The organism is Kribbella sp. NPDC054772 (assembly GCF_053611945.1).
On the sequence record NZ_JBSHBJ010000001.1, the window covers coordinates 378,660 to 401,910 of the forward strand.

The following is a 23,251-nucleotide window of genomic DNA, read 5'->3' on the forward strand; positions in this document are numbered from 1 at the left end:
CCGGGCCGTACGCTCAGAGTGACATGGCTACCTTGCGGCTGGTTCCCGGTACGGCGGATGCGGTGCTGTCCGCGTTGAGCGGCGTACTCGACGGGACCGGCACGCCGTTCGCGCCGGTGCCCGACGACGCGGCGGCGGCTGTCCGCGTGAAACAGGCAGCGGCGCCGGACGAGCCGCTCGAGGACGGCACCGCGGTCGTGCTGACCACGTCCGGGTCCTCCGGAGAGCCGAAGGGCGTGCTGCTGTCGCGGGACGCGCTGATCGCGTCCGCGGTGGCCACCCACGATCGACTGGGCGGTCCGGGTCAGTGGCTGCTCCCGATGAAGCCGTACTTCGTCGGCGGCCTGCAGATCCTCACTCGTTCTCTCGTCGCCGGCACTACACCGGTCATCCTCACAGACACCTTCAGCGCGGCGGCGGCTCAGCTGACCGGGGTACGCCGGTACACGGCGATGGTGCCGACCCAACTGGCCCGTTATCTCGAGACAGACCTGGACGCGCTGCGCTCGTTCGACGCGATCATCATCGGTGGCGCCTCGACGCCCGAGCCGCTCAAGGCGCGCGCCGCGGACGCCGGCGTGACCGCGATTCCGGCATACGGGATGACGGAGACCGGGAGCGGATGCGTGTACGCCGGGGTGCCGCTCGACGGCACGTCGATCGACCTGGACGACGGGCGGATCCTGATCAAGGGCAGCACGCTGTTCTCGGGGTACCGGTTGCGGCCCGAGCTCACCGCGGAGGTGCTGGGGAACGGGTGGTTCCGGACGCAGGACCGTGGCGAGCTCGTGGACGGTCGCCTGCGGGTCGTCGGCCGGGTCGACGACGTGGTGATCTCGGGCGGGGTCAACGTCACGCTGACGACTGTGCAGGCGCGGTTGCTGGAGCATCCGCAGGTGCAGGACGCCGTGGTGCTCGGCGTTCCCGACGCTGAATGGGGCACCCGGGTCGTGGCGTTCGTCGTAGGCTCGCCGGCCCGGGACGAACTGCGTGCCTGGGTCAGCCAGACCCTGCCGCGGACCTGGGCGCCGCGTGACGTGGTCGCGCTCCAGGCGTTGCCGATGCTTGCCTCGGGCAAGGTCGACCGGCAGGCGTTGCTGGACGGTGTGCGGTGATCACCTACTCGCTCGGCCTGAAGAACAAGTTCCGCGGCATCACCGTCCGCGAAGGCCTGTTGTTCGAAGGGCCGGCGGGGTGGGCGGAGTGGAGCCCGTTCCTGGACTACGACGACGCGACCTGTGTGTCCTGGCTGCGGGCCGCTCGCGAGGCAGCCGATGAGGGCTGGCCGGCGCCGGTGCGCGACCGGGTGCCCGTCAACTGCACTGTGCCGGCGCTCGGACCCGAGAAGGCAGCAGAGATCGTCAGAGCATCAGGCTGCGGTACGGCGAAGGTGAAGGTGGCTGAGCCGGGTCAAACGCCGGCCGACGACCTGGAGCGCGTTGAAGCAGTGCGCGACGCGATCGGCAGCGGGCGGGTGCGCATCGACGCGAACGGCGCGTGGTCCGTCGACCAGGCGGTGCAGAGCATCAGGCAGCTGCAGCGATTCGACCTGGAGTACGTCGAGCAGCCGACGGCCACCGTGGAAGAGCTGGCTAAGGTCAGGCGGCGCGTCGACGTACCTATCGCGGCAGACGAGTCCATCCGGCGAGCTGAGGACCCGTATCTGGTCAAGAAGCTCGACGCTGCGGACATCGCCGTACTGAAGGTGCAGCCTATTGGTGGCGTCCGTGCCTGTCTGGAGATCGCTGAGCAGATCGGTCTGCCCGTTGTCGTGTCGTCAGCACTGGAGACCTCGGTAGGGATCGCTGCGGGCGTTGCACTCGCCGCAGCGCTTCCAGAGCTCCCGTATGCCTGCGGACTCGCGACAGTGTCGATGTTCACCCAAGAGGTGGTGGCTGAACCGCTGCTGCCCGTCAACGGCTTCTTGCCGGTCAAACGGATCGCACCGGATCCCCAGCTGCTCGAGGCGGCGCGGGCGGATGCGGACCGGACCAAGGTGTGGGAAGAGCGCTTGTCCCGAGTAAGGAGTGCCGGATGAACCCGTCCACGGCTTTTGCGACGGTGGTCGTTGACGAACTGATCCGGTCCGGCGTCCGTGAGGCTGTGGTGTCGCCAGGCTCGCGCAGTGCACCCCTGGCCCTCGCCTTCGCGGCCGCCGACCGCGACGGGCGACTCCGGCTGCACGTCCGCATCGACGAGCGTACGGCGGGATTCCTCGCCATCGGACTGATGCGGGGCAGCGGGTTGCCGGTGCCGGTCGTGACAACCTCCGGTACTGCGGTGGCCAACCTGCACCCCGCTGTCCTCGAAGCCTCGCACAGTGGACTGCCGCTGATCGTGCTGAGCGCTGACCGGCCGCCGGCGCTCAGGGGAAGCGGTGCGAACCAGACGACCGACCAGCTGAAGGTGTTCGGCTCCGCGGTCCGGTTGTTCCACGAAATGGGCACTCCGGTCCGTGAGATCGGTCAGGTCGCCTACTGGCGTTCACAGGTCGCGCGGGCCGTGGCCAACGCGACTGGTGCCCGCTCCGCCGACCCAGGACCGGTGCAGCTCAACTGCCCGCTCAACGAGCCGCTTGTCCCCACAGAGGGACCTGACTGGCCGGAGCCGCTGCAGGGTCGCAGCGCTGGGCCCTGGACTGCTATCCGCGCCGCAGCCGGCCAACCCTCCGCTGTGTCGCCGGGACCGAAGACAGTGGTCGTGGCGGGCGATGGTGCGTCGCAGTCCGCCCGGCTGGTTGCCGAGGCAGGGCACTGGCCGTTGTTCGCGGAGCCGTCCAGCCGGGCCCGGACCGGTCCGTCGGTGATCTCGGCGTACCGCTTGTTGTTGCAGGCAAGCGATCTGGCGGGGGAGATCGAGCGGGTGCTGGTGTTCGGGCATCCGACCTTGTCGCGGCCGATCTCCAAGCTGCTCGCCCGCTCGGACGTCGAGGTGATCGTCGTGTCGCCGACCGGCCTGTGGCCCGACCCGGCCCGCCGCGCGGCGTCGGTGGTGACCGGGCTCGAGGTCACCGCGGCCGACACGACCGACTGGCTGGCGCGCTGGCAGCATGCCGACCAGCTCGCCCGCCCCGAGCTCGACAAGGTGCTCGCGGACGGCCTGAGCGGCCCGCGCGTCGCGGCGCTCGTCGGCGAAGCGGTCGGCGCCGACGGCATGCTGGTCGTCGCGTCCTCGAACCCGGTCCGCGACCTCGACCTCGCGACCGTCGTCCCGATCCGCACCATCGCCAACCGCGGCCTCGCCGGTATCGACGGCACGATCTCCACCGCCGTCGGCGCGGCGCTGGCGAACGCGGGACCGACGTACGCGCTGATCGGTGATCTCGCGTTCCTGCACGACAGCAACGGGCTCGTCATCGGCCCGGACGAGGCGCGGCCCGACCTGCGGATCGTCGTCGTCAACGACAACGGCGGCGGCATCTTCTCCACGCTCGAGCAGGGCGATCCGAACCACGCGACCCACTTCGAGCGCGTCTTCGGTACGCCGCACAACGTGGATCTCGCCGCACTCTGCGCCGCCAGCGGTACGCCGTACACGCGGGTGGAGACCGTGGACGAACTGCGGGCCGCGCTCGCGCTGACCGTCGCCGGACTGGACGTGGTCGAGGTACGGATCTCCCGCGACGGCCACCGCCCGCTCGGCGCGGCCATGGTCGCCGCGCTCAAGCAGCTGTAACGGGCACCTTCTCGGCCTGCTCGGTCTTGCGGGTCGGGTGCAGTGTGCGGAGGTGGTTGAGCAGCGGCACCACCATCGCGATGACCAGCGCGGTCGTCGTGAGGATCGGAATCGTCGCGCCGCGCAGCGACGAGTTGAGCGGTGCGGCGATCGTGAAGATGAGGCTGACCGCGGTGATGATCATCGTCAGCCGCCGGCCGGGCCGTGCGACGGCCAGGAACGGCAGACACCACAGGAAGTACCAGTCGTGGGCGCTGGGCCCCAGCACGACCACGGCAAGCAGTGCGACACCGACAGCCCGCGCGGCATAGTGGATCGACGACCGGAGACTCAGCCACGCGATCAGACCTAGCGCAGCGAGCATGCCGACCAGTCGGACGATCTGCAGTGCCTGTGTGGCCGCAGTGTCCTCACCCAGCCAGCCCAGTACGCCGGAAGCCGCCATACCGATCAGATTGGCGATCGAGAACGGTGAACGGACCAGACCGGGTACGTCGAGCGCTCCGAGCCAGCCAGAGCCCACACCGGTGAGTGCGCCGATGGTGACGAGCGTCAGCACCGATACGGCGCCGGCAATGGCCAGACTGGCGAACCGGTGCAGCCGTCCGGCCAGCGGGCTCATCACGGCGGCGATGGCGATCGCCACGAGTCCGCCCGGGAGCTTCACTGCGGCCGCTGCGCCGGCCACGACTGCCGCCGTACCCCATCGGCCGGTGAGGGCGAGTGCGAAGGCGCTGCAGGCCAGTCCGAGCATTAGTACGTCGTTGTGGGCCGCGCCGATGCCGTGGGTGATCAGCATCGGGTTCAGCACGACCAGCCAGGTCGCGAAGTTCGAGTCGACGCGACATGCGGTCGCCAGGCGCGGTACGGCCCAGGCGATGAGCACTATGCCCAGTACGGCGAGCAGGCGGTGCGCCAGCATCAGCAGGTACGGGTCCATGGTGAGGTGCGCGACCAGACCGCCGTACGCGAGGGGAAGCGGCCCGTACGGCGCGGGGGTCTGCATCCACATCGGGTCGACGGCCTCGATGATGTGGCCGGACAGGACGCCCGGACCGACGTCGTACGGGTTGTAGCCCTCGGCGACGAGTGCGCCCTGCGCCGCGTAGCTCCAGGCGTCCCGGCTGAACAGCGGGGGAGCCAGCAGCAGCGGTGCACTCCAGTACGCCGTCATGCGCAGCAGCGGGAACCGCTCGCCGGCCATGACCCGGCGCCCGACGGTCAGCCAGGCCCAGGCCATCAGCCCGAGCCCGGCGACCATGAACGTCAGTCCGACCATCCGGCCGGGGAGAGAATGCCGCAGATCGCCGGTGACAGGCAGCGCGGCGACCCAGGAGGACGGCGGCACCACCGACGTCACCAGGCTCGCCAGAGCGACTACGACAGACCCGACGATCCCGCGGACCATCGGCGATCGCATGGCCGCACCGTAGCGAAGCCATGCGACACGACGATGAACACTAGGCAGATTCCTTGCGGAAGGTCCTTGCGCCGACAGCCAGTCCGACGACCGTCAGCAGCACCACCCAGAACAGGCCCCACAGCGACGACGCGCTGCCGATGTCGCCGCGGAACAGGGCCCGGACGCCGTTCACCACGTGCTTCAGCGGGCTGATGTCGGACAGCCGCTGCAGCCAGGTCGGACCGATCTGCATCGGCAGCAGGATGCCGGACAGCAGCAGCAGCGGCATCGCGATGCCGTTCAGCAGCGGGGCCAGCGCGTCCTCGCTCTTGGTGATGAGCGCGACCGAGTACGACAGCGAGGCGAACGTGGCGCCGAGCAGCGCGACGATCACCAGCGACAGCAGTACGCCGCCCCACGGCGCCCGCAGACCGAGCGGGAGCGCGGCGACCAGCAGCAGCACCGACTGGACCACGAGTACGACGACGTCGCGCAGTACCCGCCCGGCCATCAGAGCGATCCGGGACGCCGGCGTCACGCGGTCAGCCTCGATGACGCCCGCGCGGTACTCCGCGATCAGGCCGAAGCCGACGAACATCGCGCCGAACATGCCGAGCTGGACGATCAGACCGGGGATGAACACCTGGTAGGCGTTCGTGGTCGTGCCCTGGCTGATCTGGGCGGTGATCGGCTTCAGCAGCGGGCCGAAGAGGAACAGGTACATCAGCGGCTGGCTGAGCATCAGGATCGACCACATCGGGTTCCGCAACGACAGGCGCATGGCGCGGTGGAACACGATCCAGGTCTCGCGCATGACGGTCATGCGACAACCTCTTCCTTCTTCTCCGTGGGGGCGGGGGTGTCCTCGTCGCGCAGTGAGCGGCCGGTCATCGTCAGGAACACGTCGTCCAGGGTCGGACGGTGTACCTCGACACCGTGCAGCTCGATGCCCTGGGCATCGATCGAGCGGAGCAGCGCGGGCAGGATCGAACCGCCGCGCGGGATCCGGAACCCGACCCCATCGCCGTCGGCCTCGATCTCGGCCGCGCCGTCGAGCTCCTGGACGATCTTCATCACCTCCGGCGCCTGGGTCGCGTCGGCGAGGCTGAGCCGGACGGCGTCACCGGAGACCTGCTGCTTGAGGTTGTCCGGCGTCCCGGAGGCGACGATCTTGCCGTGGTCGATGACCAGGATCCGGTCGCAGAGCGCGTCCGCCTCGTCCAGGTAATGGGTGGTGAGGAAGATCGTCGCGCCGCGGTCGCGGAGGCCGCGGATGTGGTCCCACAGGTTCGCCCGGGCCTGCGGGTCGAGACCCGTGGTCGGCTCGTCCAGGAAGATCAGCTTCGGGTTGTGGATCAGGCCCATCACGATGTCCAGCCGGCGCCGCTGGCCGCCCGACAGCGTCTTGCACTGGCGCCGCCACAGTCCGGGCAGGTCCAGTTCCTCGAACAGGCGCTGCCCGTCCGCCGCGGCCTTCGCCTTCGGTACGCCGTACAGCCGCGCGTGGTCGACCACCTCGTCACCGGCGACCGCCTCGGGGAGGGTGGAGCCGCTCTGCGGGACGTACCCGATCCCGCGGCGGACGCCGACCGGGTCCTTCGCGAGATCGCAGCCGGCGACGGTCGCGGTCCCCGCGGTCGGGGTGATCAGCGTGGCCAGCATGCGCATCGTGGTGGTCTTGCCGGCCCCGTTCGGGCCGAGAAAGCCGACGATCTCCCCGTCGGCGACATCGAGGTCAACTCCCTGCACGGCCTGCACCGGTCCGCGTTTCGTCTTGAAGGTGCGGACAAGCCCGCGAGCTTCGATCATCATGCGAGACAGTGTGGGTGATCAACTTTGACTAGTCAATCTTGATTAATCACCCTGGGGACATCTCCGGAGGCACTCAGGTGGTGGGTGGATCGGGGATCTCGCCCCAGTGCGTGACCATGCCGGGGTACGGCTTCCAGTCGGCCGGTTCGCCCGCGAACGCGTACGCGCCGTCCCGGATCCGGCCGAGGAAATCCCGGGTCCACCCCAGCTCACCGGTATCCCGGGCAGTGGTGATCCGGAACATCTCGACCACGTGGTTCGGCGTCCCGGGGTCCTCGAGGATCTGGCGCTCGGAGAACGGTTCGGCCTTCAGCCAGGCCTCCAGTTGGGTGATCCGGGCCTCGAGCGCGGCGACGACCTCGTCGCGGCGCAGCGACCACAGGAAGCTCAGCGCGGCCTGCATCTTGTCCGGGTGGAAGCCGTCGACGGTCCACAGCATGCCGCGGAGCAGCGAGAAGTACTCGGTCTCGCCGTCCGTGGTGAGCTTGTACGACGTCCGGCCGGGCCGGTGCACGCCGTCCTGCTCGAGCTCCTGGAGATAGCCGTGCTTGGCGAGCGTGCGCAGCCCGGTGTAGATAGAGCCCGGGTTGATGTTCGCCCACGCCTGCACGTTCCAGGTCATCAGCTCCCGCCGCAGCTGGTACCCGTACGCCGGCTGGAAGATCCGCACGACGCCGAGCAGCAACAACCGCGTGGTGGACATGGTCGCAGTGTAAATCCGGACGACCGTCCGCCCCGTGCAGGCGTACTCTCCGGGCATGGACGTCCGGGTGACCAGTGATCCGCGGAAATTCGAAGAAACCGTGTTCCCTTTCCTGCACAAGGATCCGGTGCTGCACACGATCATCATGAGCAACGTCCACGAGCGCGCGAACGGCATCGCGCGGCCCGAGTCCGAGCCGTCGTACTTCGTCTCCGTGCACGACCCGGACGTGGTCGGTGTCGCGATGCGTACGCCGGGACGCGGGGTGTACCTCGGTGCGCTACCGGCCGACCTCGCGGAGCCGATCGCCGACGCGTACGCCGACGTACTCGGAGAGCTGCCAGCCGTCGCGGGGGACCGCCCGGCCGCGCTGCGATTCGCCCGCCGTTGGTGTGAGCTCCGTGGCGGCCAGGCGACCGAGACGCGCGGTACCCGGCTGCACAAGCTGATCGAGCTCACGCCACTCCTGGCCGACGCCGGAGGCCCGCGGCCGATGCGGGCCGACGAGGTCGACATCGTCGCCGCCTGGGGCAAGGACGGCTTCGCCGAAGAACTGTCCAGCGGCTTCCGCGAATGGGCCGAGCGCCAACTGGAGCGCGAAACGATGTGGATCTGGGAGGCCGGCGGCAAGCCGGTCAGTATGGCCGGCTACCACACGGCCCTCTTCGGCGTCTGCCGCGTCGGCCCGGTCTACACGCCCCCGGAGCACCGGCGGCACGGGTACGCCGGTGCGCTCACCAGCCACGTCAGCGCGCTGATCCTTGCCGACAGCAACCAGGCCTGCCTGTACACGGACCTGGCCAACCCGACGTCCAACAAGATCTACCACCAGGCGGGCTACCGCCCGGTGGCCGACTTCGTCGACGTCGAGTTCAGCTGATCTCGACGGATTCGCCCGGGGTGAGACCCAGGTACGGGCGGTCGTCGGAGTTGAAGAACCGCGGGAACATGCTCAGGCCGATCTGGCTGAGCAGGCCGTCGTGGATGCCGACGAGCTGCTCCGCCCGGACGGACCGGGCGTAGTCGACAGCCGGCGGCAGGGCGAACCACGGGCCCGAGATCGGCACCAGGTTGGTGTGCACCGCACGGTCCGGCTGGGTGAACGAGTCGCCCGGGTGGTAGACGGCGTCGTCGATCAGGAAGCCGATGTTCTCGCACGGCACGCCCCACTCCGGCAGGATCACCGCGTGGTCCTTGCCGTAGGCACTGACCGAGAAGCCGGCCGCCTCGAACGACTGCCCGCCTTCGACCACCTGCACCCGGTCGCCCAGGGCGGTCAGCTGCGCGGCGACGCCGGCGTTCGTGTAGACGGGCACGTCGAGGGCCGCGACCCGGTCGACGTCGAGGTGGTCCTGGTGTTCGTGCGTGACCAGGATCGCGTCGGCCTTCTCGAAGGCGGCGTCCTCGCTGAACGCTCCCGGGTCGACGAGCAGCGTCTTCCCGTCCTTCTCCAGCCGGACACAGGCATGCGCGAACTTCGTGAGCTTCACCATCAGTCTCCCAACGCGTCTCTCATCGGCACCAGCTTGGCGTTCGTCTCGGCCAGTTCGGCGTCCGGGTTCGACCCCGCCACGATGCCGGCGCCGGCGAACAGCCGCACCCGGCGCGGGTCGTCGGGGTCGGCCTGGCCGCAGCGCAGCGCGATGCACCACTCGCCGTCACCCGCCGCGTCCATCCAGCCGACCGGTCCGCTGAACCGGCCGCGCTGCATACCCTCGATCTCACCGATCAGGTCGCGGGCCACCGGGGTCGGCGTACCGCAGACCGCCGCGGACGGGTGCAGGGCGGCGGCCAGTCCGAGGGCCGAGGCGCCGTTGTTCGCGACGCCGGCGACGCCGGCGACGTCGGTGGCCAGGTGCATCACGTTCGGCAGGTGCAGTACGAACGGGGTCTCCGGGACGTTCATCGACGTACAGTGCGGCTCGAGCGCGTCGGCGACCGAGCGGACCGCGAACTCGTGCTCCTCGAGATCCTTCGAGGACCGTGCCAGCGACGCGGCCAGCGCGAGGTCGTGCGCGTCGTCGCCGGTACGCCGGATCGTGCCGGCCAGTACGCGGGACGTGATCAGGCCCTTCTCCCGGCGGACCAGCAGCTCGGGTGTGGCGCCGATCAGCCCGTCGACGGAGAACGTCCAGCAGTTCGGGTACGCCGTCGCGAGCCGGTGCAGCGGCCAGCGCAGATCGATCGGCTGGTCGGCGATCGCGATCAGGTCGCGGGCCAGCACCACCTTGTCGAGCTCGCCGGCGGTGATCCGCCGGACCGCGTCGGCCACGATGCCGGACCAGTCGGTCCCGGTCCGGGCGCCGTCCGAGAACGCGACGTCGTGCACCGGGGACGGCTCGTGCACCATCAGGTGCGGCGCCGCGGCCAGCGAACTGGCCGGCGAGACCGTGGTCACCCAGGCGGTGTCACCGCGACGGCCGACGATCACCTCGGGAACGACCAGCTCACCCGGGTCCTGGTCGGTGAACCCGAAGGATCCGAAACAGACCAGTCCGGAGCCTGGTACGCCGACCTCGTCGCGGACCACGGCGGCGGCGGTGAGCTCCTGCCACCAGGCCTGGGCCTGCTGAAACCGGTTGCTCCCAGCAACGTCGAGGCGGGCGGCGACGCCCCAGCCGACGTGCCCGTCGGCGCGCCGGACCCAGGCCAGACCGCCGGCGGCCGGCAGATGATCCAGCAGGTCCGCCGAGACTCCCTCGACCGGCTGGCTCCTGATCACCAGGCGGGGAGCCTGGCTGCGGATCGGCTCAGACAAACTCACGGCACCACTCCTCGCTCGCGCTGCGGCCCCGGGTTGCGACGGCCGTCCCCCACCGTGGAGATGCACTCACGAAAGGCAAGGGTATGCCTGCCGGATGTCCAGCGAATTTCGGTGCCACTCCAGCCCGTGATCAACTAGACAGGTGAGCCGTGCCGACTTGACCAAGGATCCGCAGGCGGTAGCCGCCATGTTCGACAACGTGGCGGAGGGGTACGACCGGACCAACGCGGTCGCCACCATGGGGCTGGAGAAGCTCTACTGGCGGCCCGCGACGCTGGCCGAGATCGCCCCCCGGAAGGGTCTGAGGATCCTCGACCTGGCGGCCGGGACCGGGGCGTCGAGCATCAAGTTGCGGGAGGCCGGCGCCGAGGTGGTGTCGTGCGACTTCTCGGTCGGCATGCTCACGGTCGGCAAGCGGCGGTACCCCGAGCTCGACCTGATCGCCGGTGACGCGTTGCGGCTGCCGTTCGCCGACGAGACCTTCGACGTGGTGACGATCTCCTGGGCGCTGCGGAACGTGAACGACGTACCGCTCGCGCTGCGGGAGATGCTCCGGGTGACGCGGCCCGGCGGGCGGCTCGTCGTACTGGAGCAGTCGCACCCGACCTGGAAGCCGTTCCGGGTGGTGTACCTGGAGTACATGATGCGGGCGGTGCCGGCGGTGGCGAAGGTGGTGTCGACCAACCCGGAGGCGTACGAGTACCTGGCGGAGTCGACCCGCGCCTGGCTGCCGCAGGAGCCGCTGGCCCGGGCGCTCGAGGACGCCGGCTGGAACCGGGTGCAGTGGCGGAACCTGACCGGTGGTCTGGTGGCCATCCACCGCGGCGTGAAGCCGCGCTAAGGGAAAACGGGCCCAGTTAATTACGCAACGGAATTTAAGCGTAAATCGCTTGCCAACAAGGGCGTTGGGGCGAGTTTCGTGTCCACGTCAGGCAGTCCTAGACTGTCGGGTGTAGAGGCTTCGTGAATCACTTCACGAGCGCACACGCCCCCAACTTCCAGGCCGGGAAAGAGATGAGCCAGAGCGTGCCGAGCGGGCAGCAGGCGGAGACCGCCGATGTGATCGTCGTCGGCGCCGGACCGGCCGGATCGGCCGCGGCGTACCACCTGGCGAACGCCGGTCTCGACGTCCTGCTGCTGGAGAAGACCGCCTTCCCGCGGGAGAAGGTCTGCGGCGACGGGCTCACCCCGCGCGGCACCAAGCAGCTCATCAACATGGGCATCGACATCTCCGAGGACGCCGGCTGGATCCGCAACTACGGCCTCCGCATCCAGGGCGCCGGGCACCAGTTGCAGCTCGACTGGCCGGACCTGTCCAGCCACCCGAACTACGGCCTGACCCGGAACCGGATGGACTTCGACGACATGCTCGCCCGGCAGGCCGTGAAGGCCGGGGCGCGGCTGCGCGAGCGGACCAACGTCAGCGGCCCGGTCCTGGACGACCGCGGCCACATCGTCGGCGTCACCGCGAAGCCGGTCGACGACAACGGCCGGCGGGCCGGCGACGACGTCGAGTTCCGGGCGCCCCTGGTGATGGCGGCCGACGGCAACTCGTCCCGGCTGAGCATCGCCATGGGGCTGCACAAGCGTGACGACCGCCCGATGGGCGTCGCCGTCCGGACGTACTTCACCAGCCCGCGGACCAACGACGACTACCTCGAGTCCTGGCTGGAGCTGTGGGCCGACGACCCCAAGGAGCCGGGCCAGCAGGTCCTGCTCCCCGGGTACGGCTGGATCTTCGGGATGGGCGACGGCACGGTCAACGTCGGCCTCGGCATCCTGAACACCTCTGACGCGTTCGGCAAGGTCGACTACGCCGACCTGCTGAAGGCGTGGCTGAAGAACACGCCGGAGGAGTGGCAGTTCCGCGACGAGTTCCAGACCATCCCGATCCGCGGGGCGGCGCTGCCGATGGGCTTCAACCGGCAGCCGCACTACACCCGCGGCCTGATGCTGCTCGGCGACGCCGGCGGCATGGTCAACCCGTTCAACGGCGAGGGCATCCCGTACGCGATGGAGTCCGGGGCGTTCGCCGCCGAGGTCGCCGCCCAGGCGCTGCGTCGGCAGCCGAACCAGCGGGAGCGCGCGCTGTCGGCGTACCCGAAGGCGCTGAAGCAGGAGTACGGCGGCTACTACACACTCGGCCGGATCTTCGTGAAGCTGATCGGAAATCCGGAGGTGATGCGGCTGTGCACCAAGTACGGTCTGCCGCGCACCACGCTGATGAAGTTCACCCTGAAGTTGCTTGCGAACCTCACCGACCCGCGCGACGGGGACGTGATGGACAAGATCATCAACGGCCTCACCAAGCTCGCCCCCGCGGCCTGACCGGCGGGGCGAGTGAGCTGAGCCACAGCGGTACTGATAACACAGTCCTGGTAACGGGACTGTCCTGAAAGACACGACACACAAGACCACCGGCTGAAGGAGGGAGCACGCAGCGATGCACCCCTACACACCGATTCTCGCTCTGGCAGTGCTCGCGGCGCTCTTCGTAGCGGGCAGCATCGCCGTGAGTGCACTGGTCGGCCCGAAGCGGTACAACCGGGCCAGGCTGGACTCGTACGAGTGCGGTATCGAGCCGACTCCGCAGCCGGTCGGCGGTGGACGCTTCCCGGTGAAGTACTACATCACCGCGATGCTGTTCATCGTGTTCGACATCGAGATCATCTTCCTCTACCCGTGGGCGGTCGCGTTCGACCAGATGGCCCTGTTCGGGCTGGTCGAGATGGTCATCTTCATCGTCACCGTCTTCGTCGCGTACGCCTACGTGTGGCGCCGCGGCGGACTGGAGTGGGACTGACATGGGTCTTGAGGAACAGCTTCCGGCCGGCGTCCTGCTGAGCACCGTCGAAGGACTGCTCGGCTACATGCGTAAGGCCTCGTTGTGGCCGGCAACCTTCGGGCTGGCCTGCTGCGCCATCGAGATGATGACCACCGGCGCCCCGCGGTACGACGCCGCGCGGTTCGGCATGGAGGTCTTCCGGGCTTCGCCGCGGCAGGCCGACCTGATGATCGTGGCCGGCCGGGTGAGCCAGAAGATGGCTCCGGTGCTGCGCCAGATCTACGACCAGATGCCCGGCCCGAAGTGGGTGCTGGCGATGGGCGTCTGCGCGTCCTCGGGCGGCATGTTCAACAACTACGCCGTCGTGCAGGGCGTGGATCACGTCGTACCCGTCGACATGTACCTGCCCGGCTGTCCGCCGCGGCCGGAGATGCTGCTGGACGCCTTCCTGAAGATCCACGACCAGATCCAGCACATGAAGCTCGGCGCGCACAAGAAGGCGCTGCAGACCGAGCAGGAGGCCGCGGCCCTGACCGCCGCGCCGACGATCGAGATGAAGGGTCTGCTGCGGTGAGCGACTCCGAAAATCTTCCGGTTACCCCGGACGAGGCGCAGGTCTCGCGGCCGGAGGTCATCGAGGAGCGCGAGGGCATGTTCGGTGTCCGCGGCACCGGCGACACCTCTGGGTTCGGCGGTCTGAAGCGCGACGTCGTCCTGCCCGGCGCGACCCCGAAGCCGTACGGCGGCTGGTTCGACGGCGCCACCGAGCGCCTCGAGGGGCTCGTCGGTGACGGCGCGATCGAGAAGGTCGTCGTCGACCGCGGCGAGCTGACGCTGCACATCCAGCGCGAGAAGCTGGTCGAGGTCTGCCAGCACCTGCGCGACGACGAGGCGCTGCGGTTCGAGTTCTGCTCGGGCGTCAGCGGGGTGCACTACCCGCACGAGACCGGCCGCGAACTGCACGCCGTCTACCACTTCCTGTCGATCACCCACAACCGCCGGATCCGGCTGGAGGTGTCGGCGCCCGACGGCGACCCGCACATCCCGTCGATCGTCTCGGTCTACCCGGCCAACGACTGGCACGAGCGCGAGACCTGGGACTTCTTCGGCATCATCTTCGACGGACACCCGGCGCTGACCCGGATCCAGATGCCCGACGACTGGCCGGGTCACCCGCAGCGCAAGGACTACCCGCTCGGCGGTATCGACGTCGAGTACAAGGGCGCTGTCATCCCACCGCCCGACACGCGGAGGTCGTACAACTGATGACCACTACAGACCCTTACGCGACCACTCGGGACACCACCGAGGGCAAGGTCTTCACCGTCACCGGCCAGGACTGGGACTCGGTCGTGGCCGGCCTCGGCGAGGAGCCGGAAGAGCGCGTCGTCGTCAACATGGGCCCGCAGCACCCGTCCACGCACGGCGTGCTCCGGCTGATCCTGGAGCTCGACGGTGAGACGGTCACCGAGGCCCGCTGCGGCATCGGTTACCTGCACACCGGTATCGAGAAGAACATGGAGTTCCGCTCCTGGACGCAGGGCGTCACGTTCGTCACCCGGATGGACTACCTGTCGCCGTTCTACAACGAGGCGGCGTACTGCCTGGCCGTCGAGCGGCTGCTCGGGATCGAGGACGAGATCCCGGAGAAGGCCAACGTCATGCGGGTGCTCCTGATGGAGCTCAACCGGATCAGCAGCCACCTGGTCTGTATCGCCACCGGCGGTATGGAGATCGGCGCGCTGACCGTGATGACGATCGGCTTCCGCGAGCGTGAGAAGACCCTGGACCTGTTCGAGCTGATCACCGGGCTGCGGATGAACCACGCGTTCATCCGGCCGGGCGGCGTCGCGCAGGACCTGCCGCCGGGTGCGCTGGACTCGATCCGCGAGTACATCACCTGGATGAACAAGCACCTCCCGGAGTACGCCGAGCTCTGCAACGCGAACCCGATCTTCAAGCACCGGCTCGGCAACGTCGGGTACCTCGACCTGGCCGGCTGCATGGCGCTCGGGATCTCCGGCCCGACGGTGCGCTCGACCGGCTACGCGCTGGACCTGCGCAAGTCCCAGCCGTACTGCGGCTACGAGACCTACGACTTCGACGTCCCCACCTGGGACAGCTCGGACTCGTACGGACGCTTCCGGGTCCGGCTGCAGGAGATGCACGAGTCGCTGAAGATCATCGAGCAGTGCGTCAGCCGGCTGGAGAAGATGGAAGGCCAGCCGGTGATGGTGGCCGACAAGAAGATCGGCTGGCCGAGCCAGCTGGCCGTCGGCGCCGACGGGATGGGCAACTCGCTCGACCACATCAAGCACATCATGGGCGAGTCGATGGAAGCGCTGATCCATCACTTCAAGCTGGTCACGGAGGGCTTCCGGGTGCCGGCCGGGCAGGCCTACGTGGCGATCGAGTCGCCGCGTGGCGAACTCGGTGCGCACGTCGTCTCCGACGGCGGCACCAAGCCGTTCCGGGTGCACTTCCGTGACCCGTCCTTCGCAAACCTGCAGGCGATGCCGATCATGTGCGAGGGCGGCCAGGTCGCCGACGTGATCGTCGCCGTCGCCAGCCTTGACCCGGTGATGGGTGGAGTGGACCGCTAAATGGCCGAGAACCACACGACTTCTACCGACAAGACGGTGCCCTACAGCACCGGCGACTCGAAGATCACCGAGACCACGATCGCAGAGATGCGCGAGCTGGCCGCCCGGTACCCGGTCGGCCGGTCCGCGCTGCTGCCGATGCTGCACCTGGTGCAGTCGGTCGAGGGCCGGGTCACCCCGGAGGGCATCGAAGCCTGCGCCGAGGTGCTCGGGCTGACCGGCGCCGAGGTGTCGGCGGTGGCCACCTTCTACACGATGTACAAGCGCCGCCCGGTCGGTGACTACCACGTCGGCGTCTGCACCAACACGCTGTGCGCGGTGATGGGTGGCGACCTGATCTTCGAGCGGCTCAAGCAGCACCTCGACGTCGGGAACGACGAGACCACCGAGGACGGCAAGATCACCCTCGAGCACCTCGAGTGCAACGCCGCCTGCGACTACGCGCCGGTGATGATGGTGAACTGGGAGTTCTTCGACGACATGACGCCGGAGAGCGCCACCCAGCTGGTCGACGACCTGCGGGACGGCACCGAGGTGAAGTCGCCGCGCGGTGCGACGATCTGCACCTGGCGCGAGGCCGAGCGGGTGCTCGCCGGATACCCGGACGGCCGCGCCGACGAGGGCCCGACCGGTGGCAAGGCCTCGCTGGCCGGCCTCCGCCTGGCCCGCGAGCGCAACTGGTCGGCCCCGAACGGCTCCGAGACCCCGAAGGAGGGCTGACCATGACCGACGTGCTGACCCCGGTGCTGTCCGACAACTGGGACCAGATCAACGCCTGGCAGCTGGCCTCGTACCAGCGCACCGGCGGGTACGACGCCCTGCGCAAGGCGCTCACCATGCAGCCGGCCGATGTCGTTGCCACGGTCAAGGACTCGGGACTGCGCGGCCGTGGCGGCGCGGGCTTCCCGACCGGCATGAAGTGGTCCTTCATCCCGCAGGACAACCCGAAGCCGAAGTACCTGGTCGTGAACGCGGACGAGTCCGAGCCGGGTACCTGCAAGGACATCCCGCTGATGATGGCCTCGCCGCACACGCTGGTCGAGGGCGTCATCATCGCGTCCTACGCGATCCGCGCGTCCGCGGCGTTCATCTATGTCCGCGGTGAGGTCCTGCACGTGATCCGCCGGCTGCAGCAGGCGGTCCAGGAAGCCAAGGACGCCGGCTACATCGGCCAGAACATCCTCGGCAGCGGCTACGACCTGGACGTGATCGTGCACGCCGGCGCCGGCGCCTACATCTGCGGCGAGGAGACGGCGCTGCTGGACTCGCTGGAAGGTCGTCGCGGTCAACCTCGGCTGCGTCCGCCGTTCCCCGCGGTCGCGGGCTTGTACGGCTGCCCCACTGTCATCAACAACGTCGAGTCGATCGCATCCGTTCCCGTGATCATCAAGAACGGTGCGGACTGGTTCGGTTCGATGGGCACCGAGAAGTCCAAGGGCATGACGCTGTACTCGCTGTCCGGGCACGTCACCCGCCCGGGGCAGTACGAGGCCCCGATGGGTATCACGCTGCGCGAGCTGATCGATCTGGCCGGCGGTGTCCGCGCGGGCCACGAGCTGAAGTTCTGGACGCCTGGTGGTTCGTCGACGCCGCTGCTGACCGCGGAGCACCTCGACGTACCGCTGGACTACGAGGGTGTCGGCTCGGTCGGTTCGATGCTCGGGACGAAGGCGCTGCAGATCTTCGACGACACGGTCTGCGTCGTGCGTTCGGTGCTGCGCTGGACCGAGTTCTACAAGCACGAGTCCTGCGGCAAGTGCACCCCGTGCCGTGAGGGCACCTGGTGGCTGGTGCAGATCCTCGAGCGCCTCGAGCGCGGTCAGGGCACCGAAGAGGACCTGGCCACCCTGCTGGACCTGTGCGAGAACATCACCGGCCGCTCGTTCTGCGCGCTGGCCGACGGTGCGACCGCGCCGATCAGCAGCTCGATCCGGCACTTCAAGGACGAGTACCTGGCGCACTTCGAGAACGGCGGCTGCCCGTTCGACCCGATGGCAAGCACTGTCTTCGCGACTGCTGGAGCTAGCGCATGACGATCCAAGCGAACCCGCCGGCCTCCACGGAGGTGGAGCGCACCGACCTGGTGACCGTGACCATCGACGACATCGAGGTCAAGGTTCCGAAGGGCACCCTGCTGATCCGCGCCGCGGAGCAGATCGGGACCCAGATCCCGCGGTTCTGCGACCACCCGCTGCTCGACCCGGTCGGCGCCTGCCGGCAGTGCCTGGTCGAGATCACCGACGCCGGGAACGGCCGCGGGATGCCGAAACCGCAGGCCTCCTGCACGATCACCGTCGCCGACGGCATGGTGGTCCGGACCCAGGTGAGCTCGCCGGTGGCCGAGAAGGCTCAGCGCGGGCAGATGGAATTCCTGCTGATCAACCACCCGCTGGACTGCCCGGTCTGCGACAAGGGCGGCGAGTGCCCGCTGCAGAACCAGGCGATGACCAACGGCGGCGGCGAGTCCCGGTTCCACGAGTCGCACGGCATCAAGCGGACCTACCCGAAGCCGATCAACATCTCGGCCGAGGTGCTGCTGGACCGCGAGCGCTGCATCCTCTGCGCGCGCTGCACCCGCTTCTCCGAGCAGATCGCCGGTGACCCGTTCATCGCGCTGATCGAGCGGGGCGCGCTGCAGCAGGTCGGCATCTACGAGAAGGAGCCCTTCGAGAGCTACTTCTCCGGCAACACCATCCAGATCTGCCCGGTCGGTGCGCTGACGAGTGCGGCGTACCGCTTCCGCTCGCGGCCGTTCGACCTGGTGTCGGTGCCGTCGGTGGCCGAGCACGACTCGTCCGGTGCGGCGATCCGGGTCGACTACCGGCGCGGCAAGGTCATGCGCCGGCTGTCCGGTGACGACCCGCAGGTCAACGAGGAGTGGATCTCCGACAAGGACCGCTTCGCGTTCCAGTACGCGACCACCGGTGACCGGCTGACGCACCCGATGATCCGCGAGAACGGCGAGCTGCGGCCGGCGTCCTGGCCGGAGGCGCTGACCTTCACGGCGGAGAAGCTGACCGCGGCCCGCGGCAACGCGGCGGTGCTGACCGGTGGCCGGCTGCCGCTCGAGGACGCCTACGCGTACTCGAAGTTCGCCCGGGTCGCCCTGGGCAGCAACGACATCGACTTCCGGGCCCGCCCGCACTCCGCGGAGGAGGCGGACTTCCTCGCCGCCGCGGTGGCCGGCGCCGGCCTGGGTACGACGTTCGCGGATCTCGAGAAGGCCGACTCGGTGCTGTTCGCCGGGTTCGAGCCCGAGGAGGAGTCGCCGTCGGTGTTCCTCCGGGTCCGCAAGGGCGTGAAGAACCACGGCACCAAGGTGTTCACGATCGCGGCGTACGCGTCCCGCGGTGTGGAGAAGCTGGACGGCGTCGTCGTCCACACTTCGCCGGGCACCGAGGCTGCCGTACTCGGTGATCTGGGGAACGCCGGTGAGGCTGGGGCTGCTGCCCGGGCCGCGCTCGGTGCGGACTCGGTGATCGTCGTCGGCGAGCGGCTCGCGTCGGTGCCGGGTGGGTACTCGGCCGCGCTGCGGCTGGCGCTCGACACCGGTTCTCAGCTGGCCTGGATCCCGCGGCGCGCGGGTGACCGGGCCGCGCTCGAGGCCGGTTGCCTGCCGGGCCTGCTGCCCGGTGGCCGGCTGGTCAGCGACGCGCACGCGCGGGTCGACCTGCAGGCCGCGTGGGGTATCGACAACCTCCCGGGCGAGAACGGCAAGGACCTGACCGAGATTCTGGCGGGTGCCGGTGCGCTGGGTGCGCTGGTCGTCGCGGGTGTCGAGATCGACGACCTGCCGGACCCGGCGGCGGCGCTGGCCGCACTGGCGGCGGCACCGTTCGTGGTCAGCCTGGAGGTCCGCAACTCGCAGGTGACCGAGTACGCCGATGTCGTCTTCCCGGTCGTTCCGACGGTGGAGAAGTCCGGCACCTTCGTGAACTGGGAGGGCCGCGAGCGGCCGTTCCCGGTGGTGCTCAAGGTGCCGACCGCGATGCCGGACGTCCGTGCGCTGGCCGCGCTGGCGCAGGAGATGGGCCACTCGCTCGGCTTCAGCACGCCGGCCGGCGCGAAGCAGGAGTTCGACGAGCTCGGGCGCTGGGACGGCGACCGCGCGCAGGAGCCGACGTACCAGGCTGCTCCGGCGCTCGGGGCGTTCGACTCGACCCGGCTCGCGACCTGGCGGATGCTGATCGACGACAGCCGCGCCTGCGACGGTGAGCCACACCTGACCGCGACCGCGCGCAAGCCGGTCGCCCGGATCTCGCTCACCACCGCGCACCGCGCCGGTGTCGTCGACGGGGACGAGCTGGTGGTCAGCACCGACGCCGGGAGCATCCGGCTGCCGGTGGTGGTCACCCCGATGACCGACAACGTGGTCTGGCTGCCGACCAACTCGGCCGACTCCCACGTCCGCCGGTCGCTGCACGCAGACCATGGCTCGATCGTGACGATCGCCGGAGGGAACTCATGAACGAGCGTAGCGAGTTCATCATCCAAGCCAGCATGCCCGCATCATGCGCGCCCGCAGCGAAGCGAGGACGGGCATGATGGCTTTGGCGGTACCCGACGCAGGGGTCGGTCACGACCCCTGGTGGGTGATCCTCATCAAGGTCCTCTTCATCTTCGTCTTCCTCGTGGTGCTGACACTGTTCAACATCTGGTGGGAGCGCCGGGTGGTCGCGCGGATGCAGCAGCGGATCGGCCCGAACGTGCACGGCCCGCAGGGTCTGCTGCAGTCGCTGGCCGACGGTGTGAAGCTGATGCTGAAGGAAGACCTGATGCCGAAGGGTGTCGACCGGCTGGTCTTCATCCTGGCGCCGGCGATCGTCGCCATCCCGGCCTTCCTCACCTTCGCGGTGATCCCGTTCGGCCCGACGGTGCGGATCCCGTTCACCGACACCTACACCCGGCTGCAGCTCACCGACCTGCCGGTCTCGGTGCTGTACGTGATGGCGGTCGCCTCGATCGGTATCTACGGCATCGTCCTCGGTGGCTGGTCGTCGAACTCGACGTACTCGCTGCTCGGTGGTCTGCGGTCCAGCGCGCAGATGATCTCGTACGAGGTCGCCATGGGCCTGGCCCTGGTGACCGTGTTCCTGTTCGCCGGCTCGATGTCCACCTCGGAGATCGTGGCGGCGCAGTCGCACCAGACCGTGCACTGGTTCGGGGCGTCGATCCCGCTGCCCGGGTGGTACGCGTTCCTGCTCTTCCCGTCGTTCGTGATCTACGTGGTCTCGATGGTCGGCGAGACGAACCGCGCGCCGTTCGACCTGCCCGAGGCCGAGGGCGAGCTGGTGGCCGGCTTCCTGACCGAGTACTCCTCGATCAAGTACGCGATGTTCTTCCTGGCGGAGTACATCAACATGGCGACCGTGTCGGCCCTGGCCACCACGCTGTTCCTGGGCGGCTGGCGGGCTCCGTGGCCGATCTCCCTGTGGGACGGCGCGAACTCGGGCTACTGGCCGGTGCTGTGGTTCATGGGCAAGCTGATGTGCTTCATCTTCTTCTACATCTGGCTGCGCGGAACGCTGCCGCGACTGCGCTACGACCAGTTCATGAAGCTCGGCTGGAAGATCCTGATCCCGATCTCGCTGGCCTGGATCCTGCTGGTCGCCACCGTGCGCGCGGTCGGCCGGGAGACGAACTTCAGCCGGACGACGCTGCTGGTCGCCGCCGCGGTGGTGCTGGTGATCGCGATCGTCACGATGTTCATCCCGCAGAAGCCGAAGGAAGACAACACCGAGGTCGCGGACGGCGAGGAGTTCGACGCCTTCGCCGGCGGCTTCCCGGTGCCCCCACCGCTCGAGAACGTCCCGAGCCGAAGCGAGACCGACAGCCGGAGCAAGGAAGGCAGCCGTGGCTAGTGTCAAAGAGTCCCTCTGGGACCCGGTAGCCGGGTTCGGGGTCACCTTCCGGACGATGTTCCGGAAGGTGTTCACCGAGGAGTACCCGTTCGAGAAGAAGCCGACCGCCCCACGCTTCCACGGCCGGCACCAGCTGAACCGCTGGCCGGACGGGCTCGAGAAGTGTGTCGGCTGCGAGCTGTGCGCGTGGGCCTGCCCCGCGGACGCGATCTACGTCGAGGGCGCGGACAACACCGAGGGCGGCCGGTTCTCGCCGGGCGAGCGGTACGGGCGGGTCTACCAGATCAACTACCTGCGCTGCATCCTCTGCGGTCTGTGCATCGAGGCCTGCCCGACCCGGGCGCTCACCATGACCAACGAGTACGAGCTGGCCGACACCAGCCGCGAGTCCCTCATCTACGAGAAGAAGGACCTGCTGGCGCCGATGCTCCCGGGCATGCAGGAGCCGCCGCACGAGATGCAGCTCGGCGCGACCGAGAAGGACTACTACCTCGGTCTCACCGGCGCGGCCGCACCGGCCGAGGGGAGTGACGCCAAATGATGCCGTTGGTCACCGGCCCGCAGGTCGCGTTCTGGATGCTGGCTCCGGTCATGATCCTGGCCGCGATCGGCATGGTGCTGGTCCGTAAGGCGGTGCACTCGGCACTGCTGCTGGCGACGGTGATGATCTGCCTGGCGGTGCAGTACGCCGCCCAGGACGCACCGTTCCTGTTCGCGGTGCAGATCATCGTCTACACCGGCGCGATCCTGATGCTGTTCCTGTTCGTGCTGATGCTGGTCGGCGTCGACGCGTCCGACTCGCTGGTCGAGACGATCCGCGGGCAGCGACTGCTCGCCGGCATCGCCTTCCTGGGCTTCGGCATCCTGCTGGTCGCCGCGGTCGGCAGCGCGGTCTACGGCAACCCGCTGGGGCTGACCGACGCGCAGCCGGACGGCAACCCGAAGGCGATCGCGGCACTGCTGTTCGGCAAGTACGTCTGGGCGTTCGAGGTCACCTCGGCGCTGCTGATCACCGCGGCGATGGGCGCCATGATGCTGGCCCACCGCGAGCGGCTGACCAAGAAGAAGACGCAGCGCGACCACGCCGAGGAGCGGATCCGCAAGTACGCCGACCAGGGGATCCACCCCGGTCCGCTGCCGACTCCCGGCGTACTGGCCCGGCACAACGCCGTCGACACGCCGGCCCTGCTGCCGGACGGGTCGATCGCGCCGACCTCGGTTTCGCGCGTGCTCCAGGCACGTGGCACCGTGTTCCCCGAAGCCGAAGAGCGTGCGGACGTCGACGAGGTGCGCGAGCTCACCAACGACGGCGAGTACCCGGTTGAGGAGGACGACAAGTGAGTACCGAGCCGTACATCGTGCTCTCGGCGATCCTGTTCAGTATCGGCGCGCTCGGCGTGCTGGTCCGCCGGAACGCGATCGTCGTCTTCATGTGTGTCGAGTTGATGCTGAACGCGACCAACCTCGCGTTCGTCAGCTTCGCCCGCCAGCACGGCAACCTCGACGGCCAGATCGCCGCCTTCTTCGTGATGGTGGTGGCCGCGGCCGAGGTCGTGATCGGGCTGGCGATCATCATGGCCATCTTCCGCACCCGTCGCTCGGCCTCGGTCGACGACGCCAACCTGCTCAAGTACTGAGGTAAGCAC

Annotated in this window: 23 protein-coding genes; 17 read left to right on the top strand and 6 right to left on the bottom strand. The window is 68.9% G+C overall.

The genetic code is table 11. The features are described from left to right. Window positions 1–23: 23 nt before the first annotated feature. From menE to menD, 3 genes are read left to right on the top strand one after another with little or no spacing between them, the layout of a single operon-like run. Window positions 24–1,115 (top strand): o-succinylbenzoate--CoA ligase, encoded by a 1,092-nt coding sequence (menE, locus tag ACWGID_RS01910; protein WP_452193490.1) that lies wholly within the window; start codon window positions 24–26, stop codon window positions 1,113–1,115. Further along, the gene (locus ACWGID_RS01915) at window positions 1,112–2,038 is read left to right on the top strand and encodes an o-succinylbenzoate synthase (RefSeq protein ID WP_452193492.1); all 927 of its coding nucleotides are present in this window, start codon (window positions 1,112–1,114) and stop codon (window positions 2,036–2,038) included. Before menE ends, ACWGID_RS01915 begins: the two co-directional genes overlap by 4 nt. Then, window positions 2,035–3,675: a 2-succinyl-5-enolpyruvyl-6-hydroxy-3-cyclohexene-1-carboxylic-acid synthase gene (gene menD, locus ACWGID_RS01920; protein ID WP_452193494.1), complete on the top strand. Its 1,641-nt coding sequence runs from the start codon at window positions 2,035–2,037 to the stop codon at window positions 3,673–3,675. The genes ACWGID_RS01915 and menD overlap by 4 nt, the downstream gene beginning before the upstream one ends. Here the strand turns inward: menD and mptB are convergent. From mptB to ACWGID_RS01940, 4 genes are all read right to left on the bottom strand, one after another. Next, window positions 3,662–5,095 carry a polyprenol phosphomannose-dependent alpha 1,6 mannosyltransferase MptB gene (gene mptB / locus ACWGID_RS01925; RefSeq protein WP_452193495.1) on the bottom strand — a complete coding sequence of 478 codons (1,434 nt, stop codon included), beginning with the start codon at window positions 5,093–5,095 and terminating at the stop codon, window positions 3,662–3,664. The genes menD and mptB overlap by 14 nt on opposite strands. A gap of 40 nt (window positions 5,096–5,135) precedes the next feature. After that, entirely contained in the window at window positions 5,136–5,900 is a 765-nt protein-coding gene (locus ACWGID_RS01930; RefSeq protein WP_452193497.1) for an ABC transporter permease, read from the bottom strand. Beyond that, window positions 5,897–6,889 (bottom strand): ATP-binding cassette domain-containing protein, encoded by a 993-nt coding sequence (locus ACWGID_RS01935; RefSeq protein WP_452193498.1) that lies wholly within the window; start codon window positions 6,887–6,889, stop codon window positions 5,897–5,899. Before ACWGID_RS01935 ends, ACWGID_RS01930 begins: the two co-directional genes overlap by 4 nt. 73 nt (window positions 6,890–6,962) lie before the next feature. Further along, the gene (locus ACWGID_RS01940) at window positions 6,963–7,592 is read right to left on the bottom strand and encodes a PadR family transcriptional regulator (RefSeq protein WP_452193500.1); all 630 of its coding nucleotides are present in this window, start codon (window positions 7,590–7,592) and stop codon (window positions 6,963–6,965) included. Between the two features lie 55 nt (window positions 7,593–7,647). On the opposite strand from ACWGID_RS01940, the gene ACWGID_RS01945 reads away from it, so the two are divergent. After that, the gene (locus ACWGID_RS01945) at window positions 7,648–8,472 is read left to right on the top strand and encodes a GNAT family N-acetyltransferase (protein WP_452193502.1); all 825 of its coding nucleotides are present in this window, start codon (window positions 7,648–7,650) and stop codon (window positions 8,470–8,472) included. Here the strand turns inward: ACWGID_RS01945 and ACWGID_RS01950 are convergent. Together ACWGID_RS01950 and ACWGID_RS01955 are read right to left on the bottom strand one after the other, a co-directional pair. Beyond that, window positions 8,465–9,085 carry an MBL fold metallo-hydrolase gene (locus ACWGID_RS01950; protein WP_452193504.1) on the bottom strand — a complete coding sequence of 207 codons (621 nt, stop codon included), beginning with the start codon at window positions 9,083–9,085 and terminating at the stop codon, window positions 8,465–8,467. The two genes, ACWGID_RS01945 and ACWGID_RS01950, sit on opposite strands and share 8 nt — an antisense overlap. After that, on the bottom strand, window positions 9,085–10,356 hold the full coding sequence (locus tag ACWGID_RS01955; protein WP_452193506.1) for an isochorismate synthase: 1,272 nt from the start codon (window positions 10,354–10,356) through the stop codon (window positions 9,085–9,087). The genes ACWGID_RS01950 and ACWGID_RS01955 overlap by 1 nt, the downstream gene beginning before the upstream one ends. A gap of 142 nt (window positions 10,357–10,498) precedes the next feature. Here ACWGID_RS01955 and ACWGID_RS01960 point away from each other — a divergent pair, with 142 nt between their 5' ends. From ACWGID_RS01960 to nuoK, 13 genes are all read left to right on the top strand, one after another. Continuing rightward, window positions 10,499–11,197, top strand: coding sequence for a demethylmenaquinone methyltransferase (locus ACWGID_RS01960; protein ID WP_452193508.1), 699 nt, complete (start codon window positions 10,499–10,501; stop codon window positions 11,195–11,197). A gap of 173 nt (window positions 11,198–11,370) precedes the next feature. Beyond that, complete coding sequence (locus ACWGID_RS01965) at window positions 11,371–12,684, top strand: geranylgeranyl reductase family protein (RefSeq protein WP_452193510.1); 1,314 nt, start codon at window positions 11,371–11,373, stop codon at window positions 12,682–12,684. 115 nt (window positions 12,685–12,799) lie between these two features. Next, window positions 12,800–13,159 carry an NADH-quinone oxidoreductase subunit A gene (locus ACWGID_RS01970; RefSeq protein WP_452193512.1) on the top strand — a complete coding sequence of 120 codons (360 nt, stop codon included), beginning with the start codon at window positions 12,800–12,802 and terminating at the stop codon, window positions 13,157–13,159. A 1-nt stretch (window position 13,160) separates the two neighbouring features. Next, the gene (locus tag ACWGID_RS01975; RefSeq protein WP_134120407.1) at window positions 13,161–13,715 is read left to right on the top strand and encodes a NuoB/complex I 20 kDa subunit family protein; all 555 of its coding nucleotides are present in this window, start codon (window positions 13,161–13,163) and stop codon (window positions 13,713–13,715) included. Then, window positions 13,712–14,407, top strand: a complete 696-nt coding sequence (locus ACWGID_RS01980) for an NADH-quinone oxidoreductase subunit C (RefSeq protein WP_452193513.1) — start codon at window positions 13,712–13,714, stop codon at window positions 14,405–14,407. The genes ACWGID_RS01975 and ACWGID_RS01980 overlap by 4 nt, the downstream gene beginning before the upstream one ends. Beyond that, entirely contained in the window at window positions 14,407–15,744 is a 1,338-nt protein-coding gene (locus ACWGID_RS01985) for an NADH-quinone oxidoreductase subunit D (protein ID WP_452193514.1), read from the top strand. Before ACWGID_RS01980 ends, ACWGID_RS01985 begins: the two co-directional genes overlap by 1 nt. Next, complete coding sequence (gene nuoE, locus ACWGID_RS01990; protein WP_452193515.1) at window positions 15,745–16,464, top strand: NADH-quinone oxidoreductase subunit NuoE; 720 nt, start codon at window positions 15,745–15,747, stop codon at window positions 16,462–16,464. It begins immediately after the preceding gene. Between the two features lie 2 nt (window positions 16,465–16,466). After that, a complete protein-coding gene (gene nuoF, locus ACWGID_RS01995) occupies window positions 16,467–17,777 on the top strand; it encodes an NADH-quinone oxidoreductase subunit NuoF (RefSeq protein WP_452193517.1) in 1,311 nt (436 codons plus the stop codon). After that, complete coding sequence (locus ACWGID_RS02000; protein WP_452193519.1) at window positions 17,774–20,212, top strand: NADH-quinone oxidoreductase subunit G; 2,439 nt, start codon at window positions 17,774–17,776, stop codon at window positions 20,210–20,212. The genes nuoF and ACWGID_RS02000 overlap by 4 nt, the downstream gene beginning before the upstream one ends. A 73-nt stretch (window positions 20,213–20,285) precedes the next feature. After that, a complete protein-coding gene (gene nuoH / locus ACWGID_RS02005; protein WP_452193521.1) occupies window positions 20,286–21,605 on the top strand; it encodes an NADH-quinone oxidoreductase subunit NuoH in 1,320 nt (439 codons plus the stop codon). Beyond that, entirely contained in the window at window positions 21,598–22,146 is a 549-nt protein-coding gene (nuoI, locus tag ACWGID_RS02010; RefSeq protein WP_452193523.1) for an NADH-quinone oxidoreductase subunit NuoI, read from the top strand. Before nuoH ends, nuoI begins: the two co-directional genes overlap by 8 nt. Next, window positions 22,143–22,946, top strand: a complete 804-nt coding sequence (locus ACWGID_RS02015) for an NADH-quinone oxidoreductase subunit J (protein WP_452193525.1) — start codon at window positions 22,143–22,145, stop codon at window positions 22,944–22,946. Before nuoI ends, ACWGID_RS02015 begins: the two co-directional genes overlap by 4 nt. Beyond that, complete coding sequence (gene nuoK, locus ACWGID_RS02020; protein ID WP_355678169.1) at window positions 22,943–23,242, top strand: NADH-quinone oxidoreductase subunit NuoK; 300 nt, start codon at window positions 22,943–22,945, stop codon at window positions 23,240–23,242. The genes ACWGID_RS02015 and nuoK overlap by 4 nt, the downstream gene beginning before the upstream one ends. The last annotated feature ends 9 nt before the right edge of the window (window positions 23,243–23,251 follow it).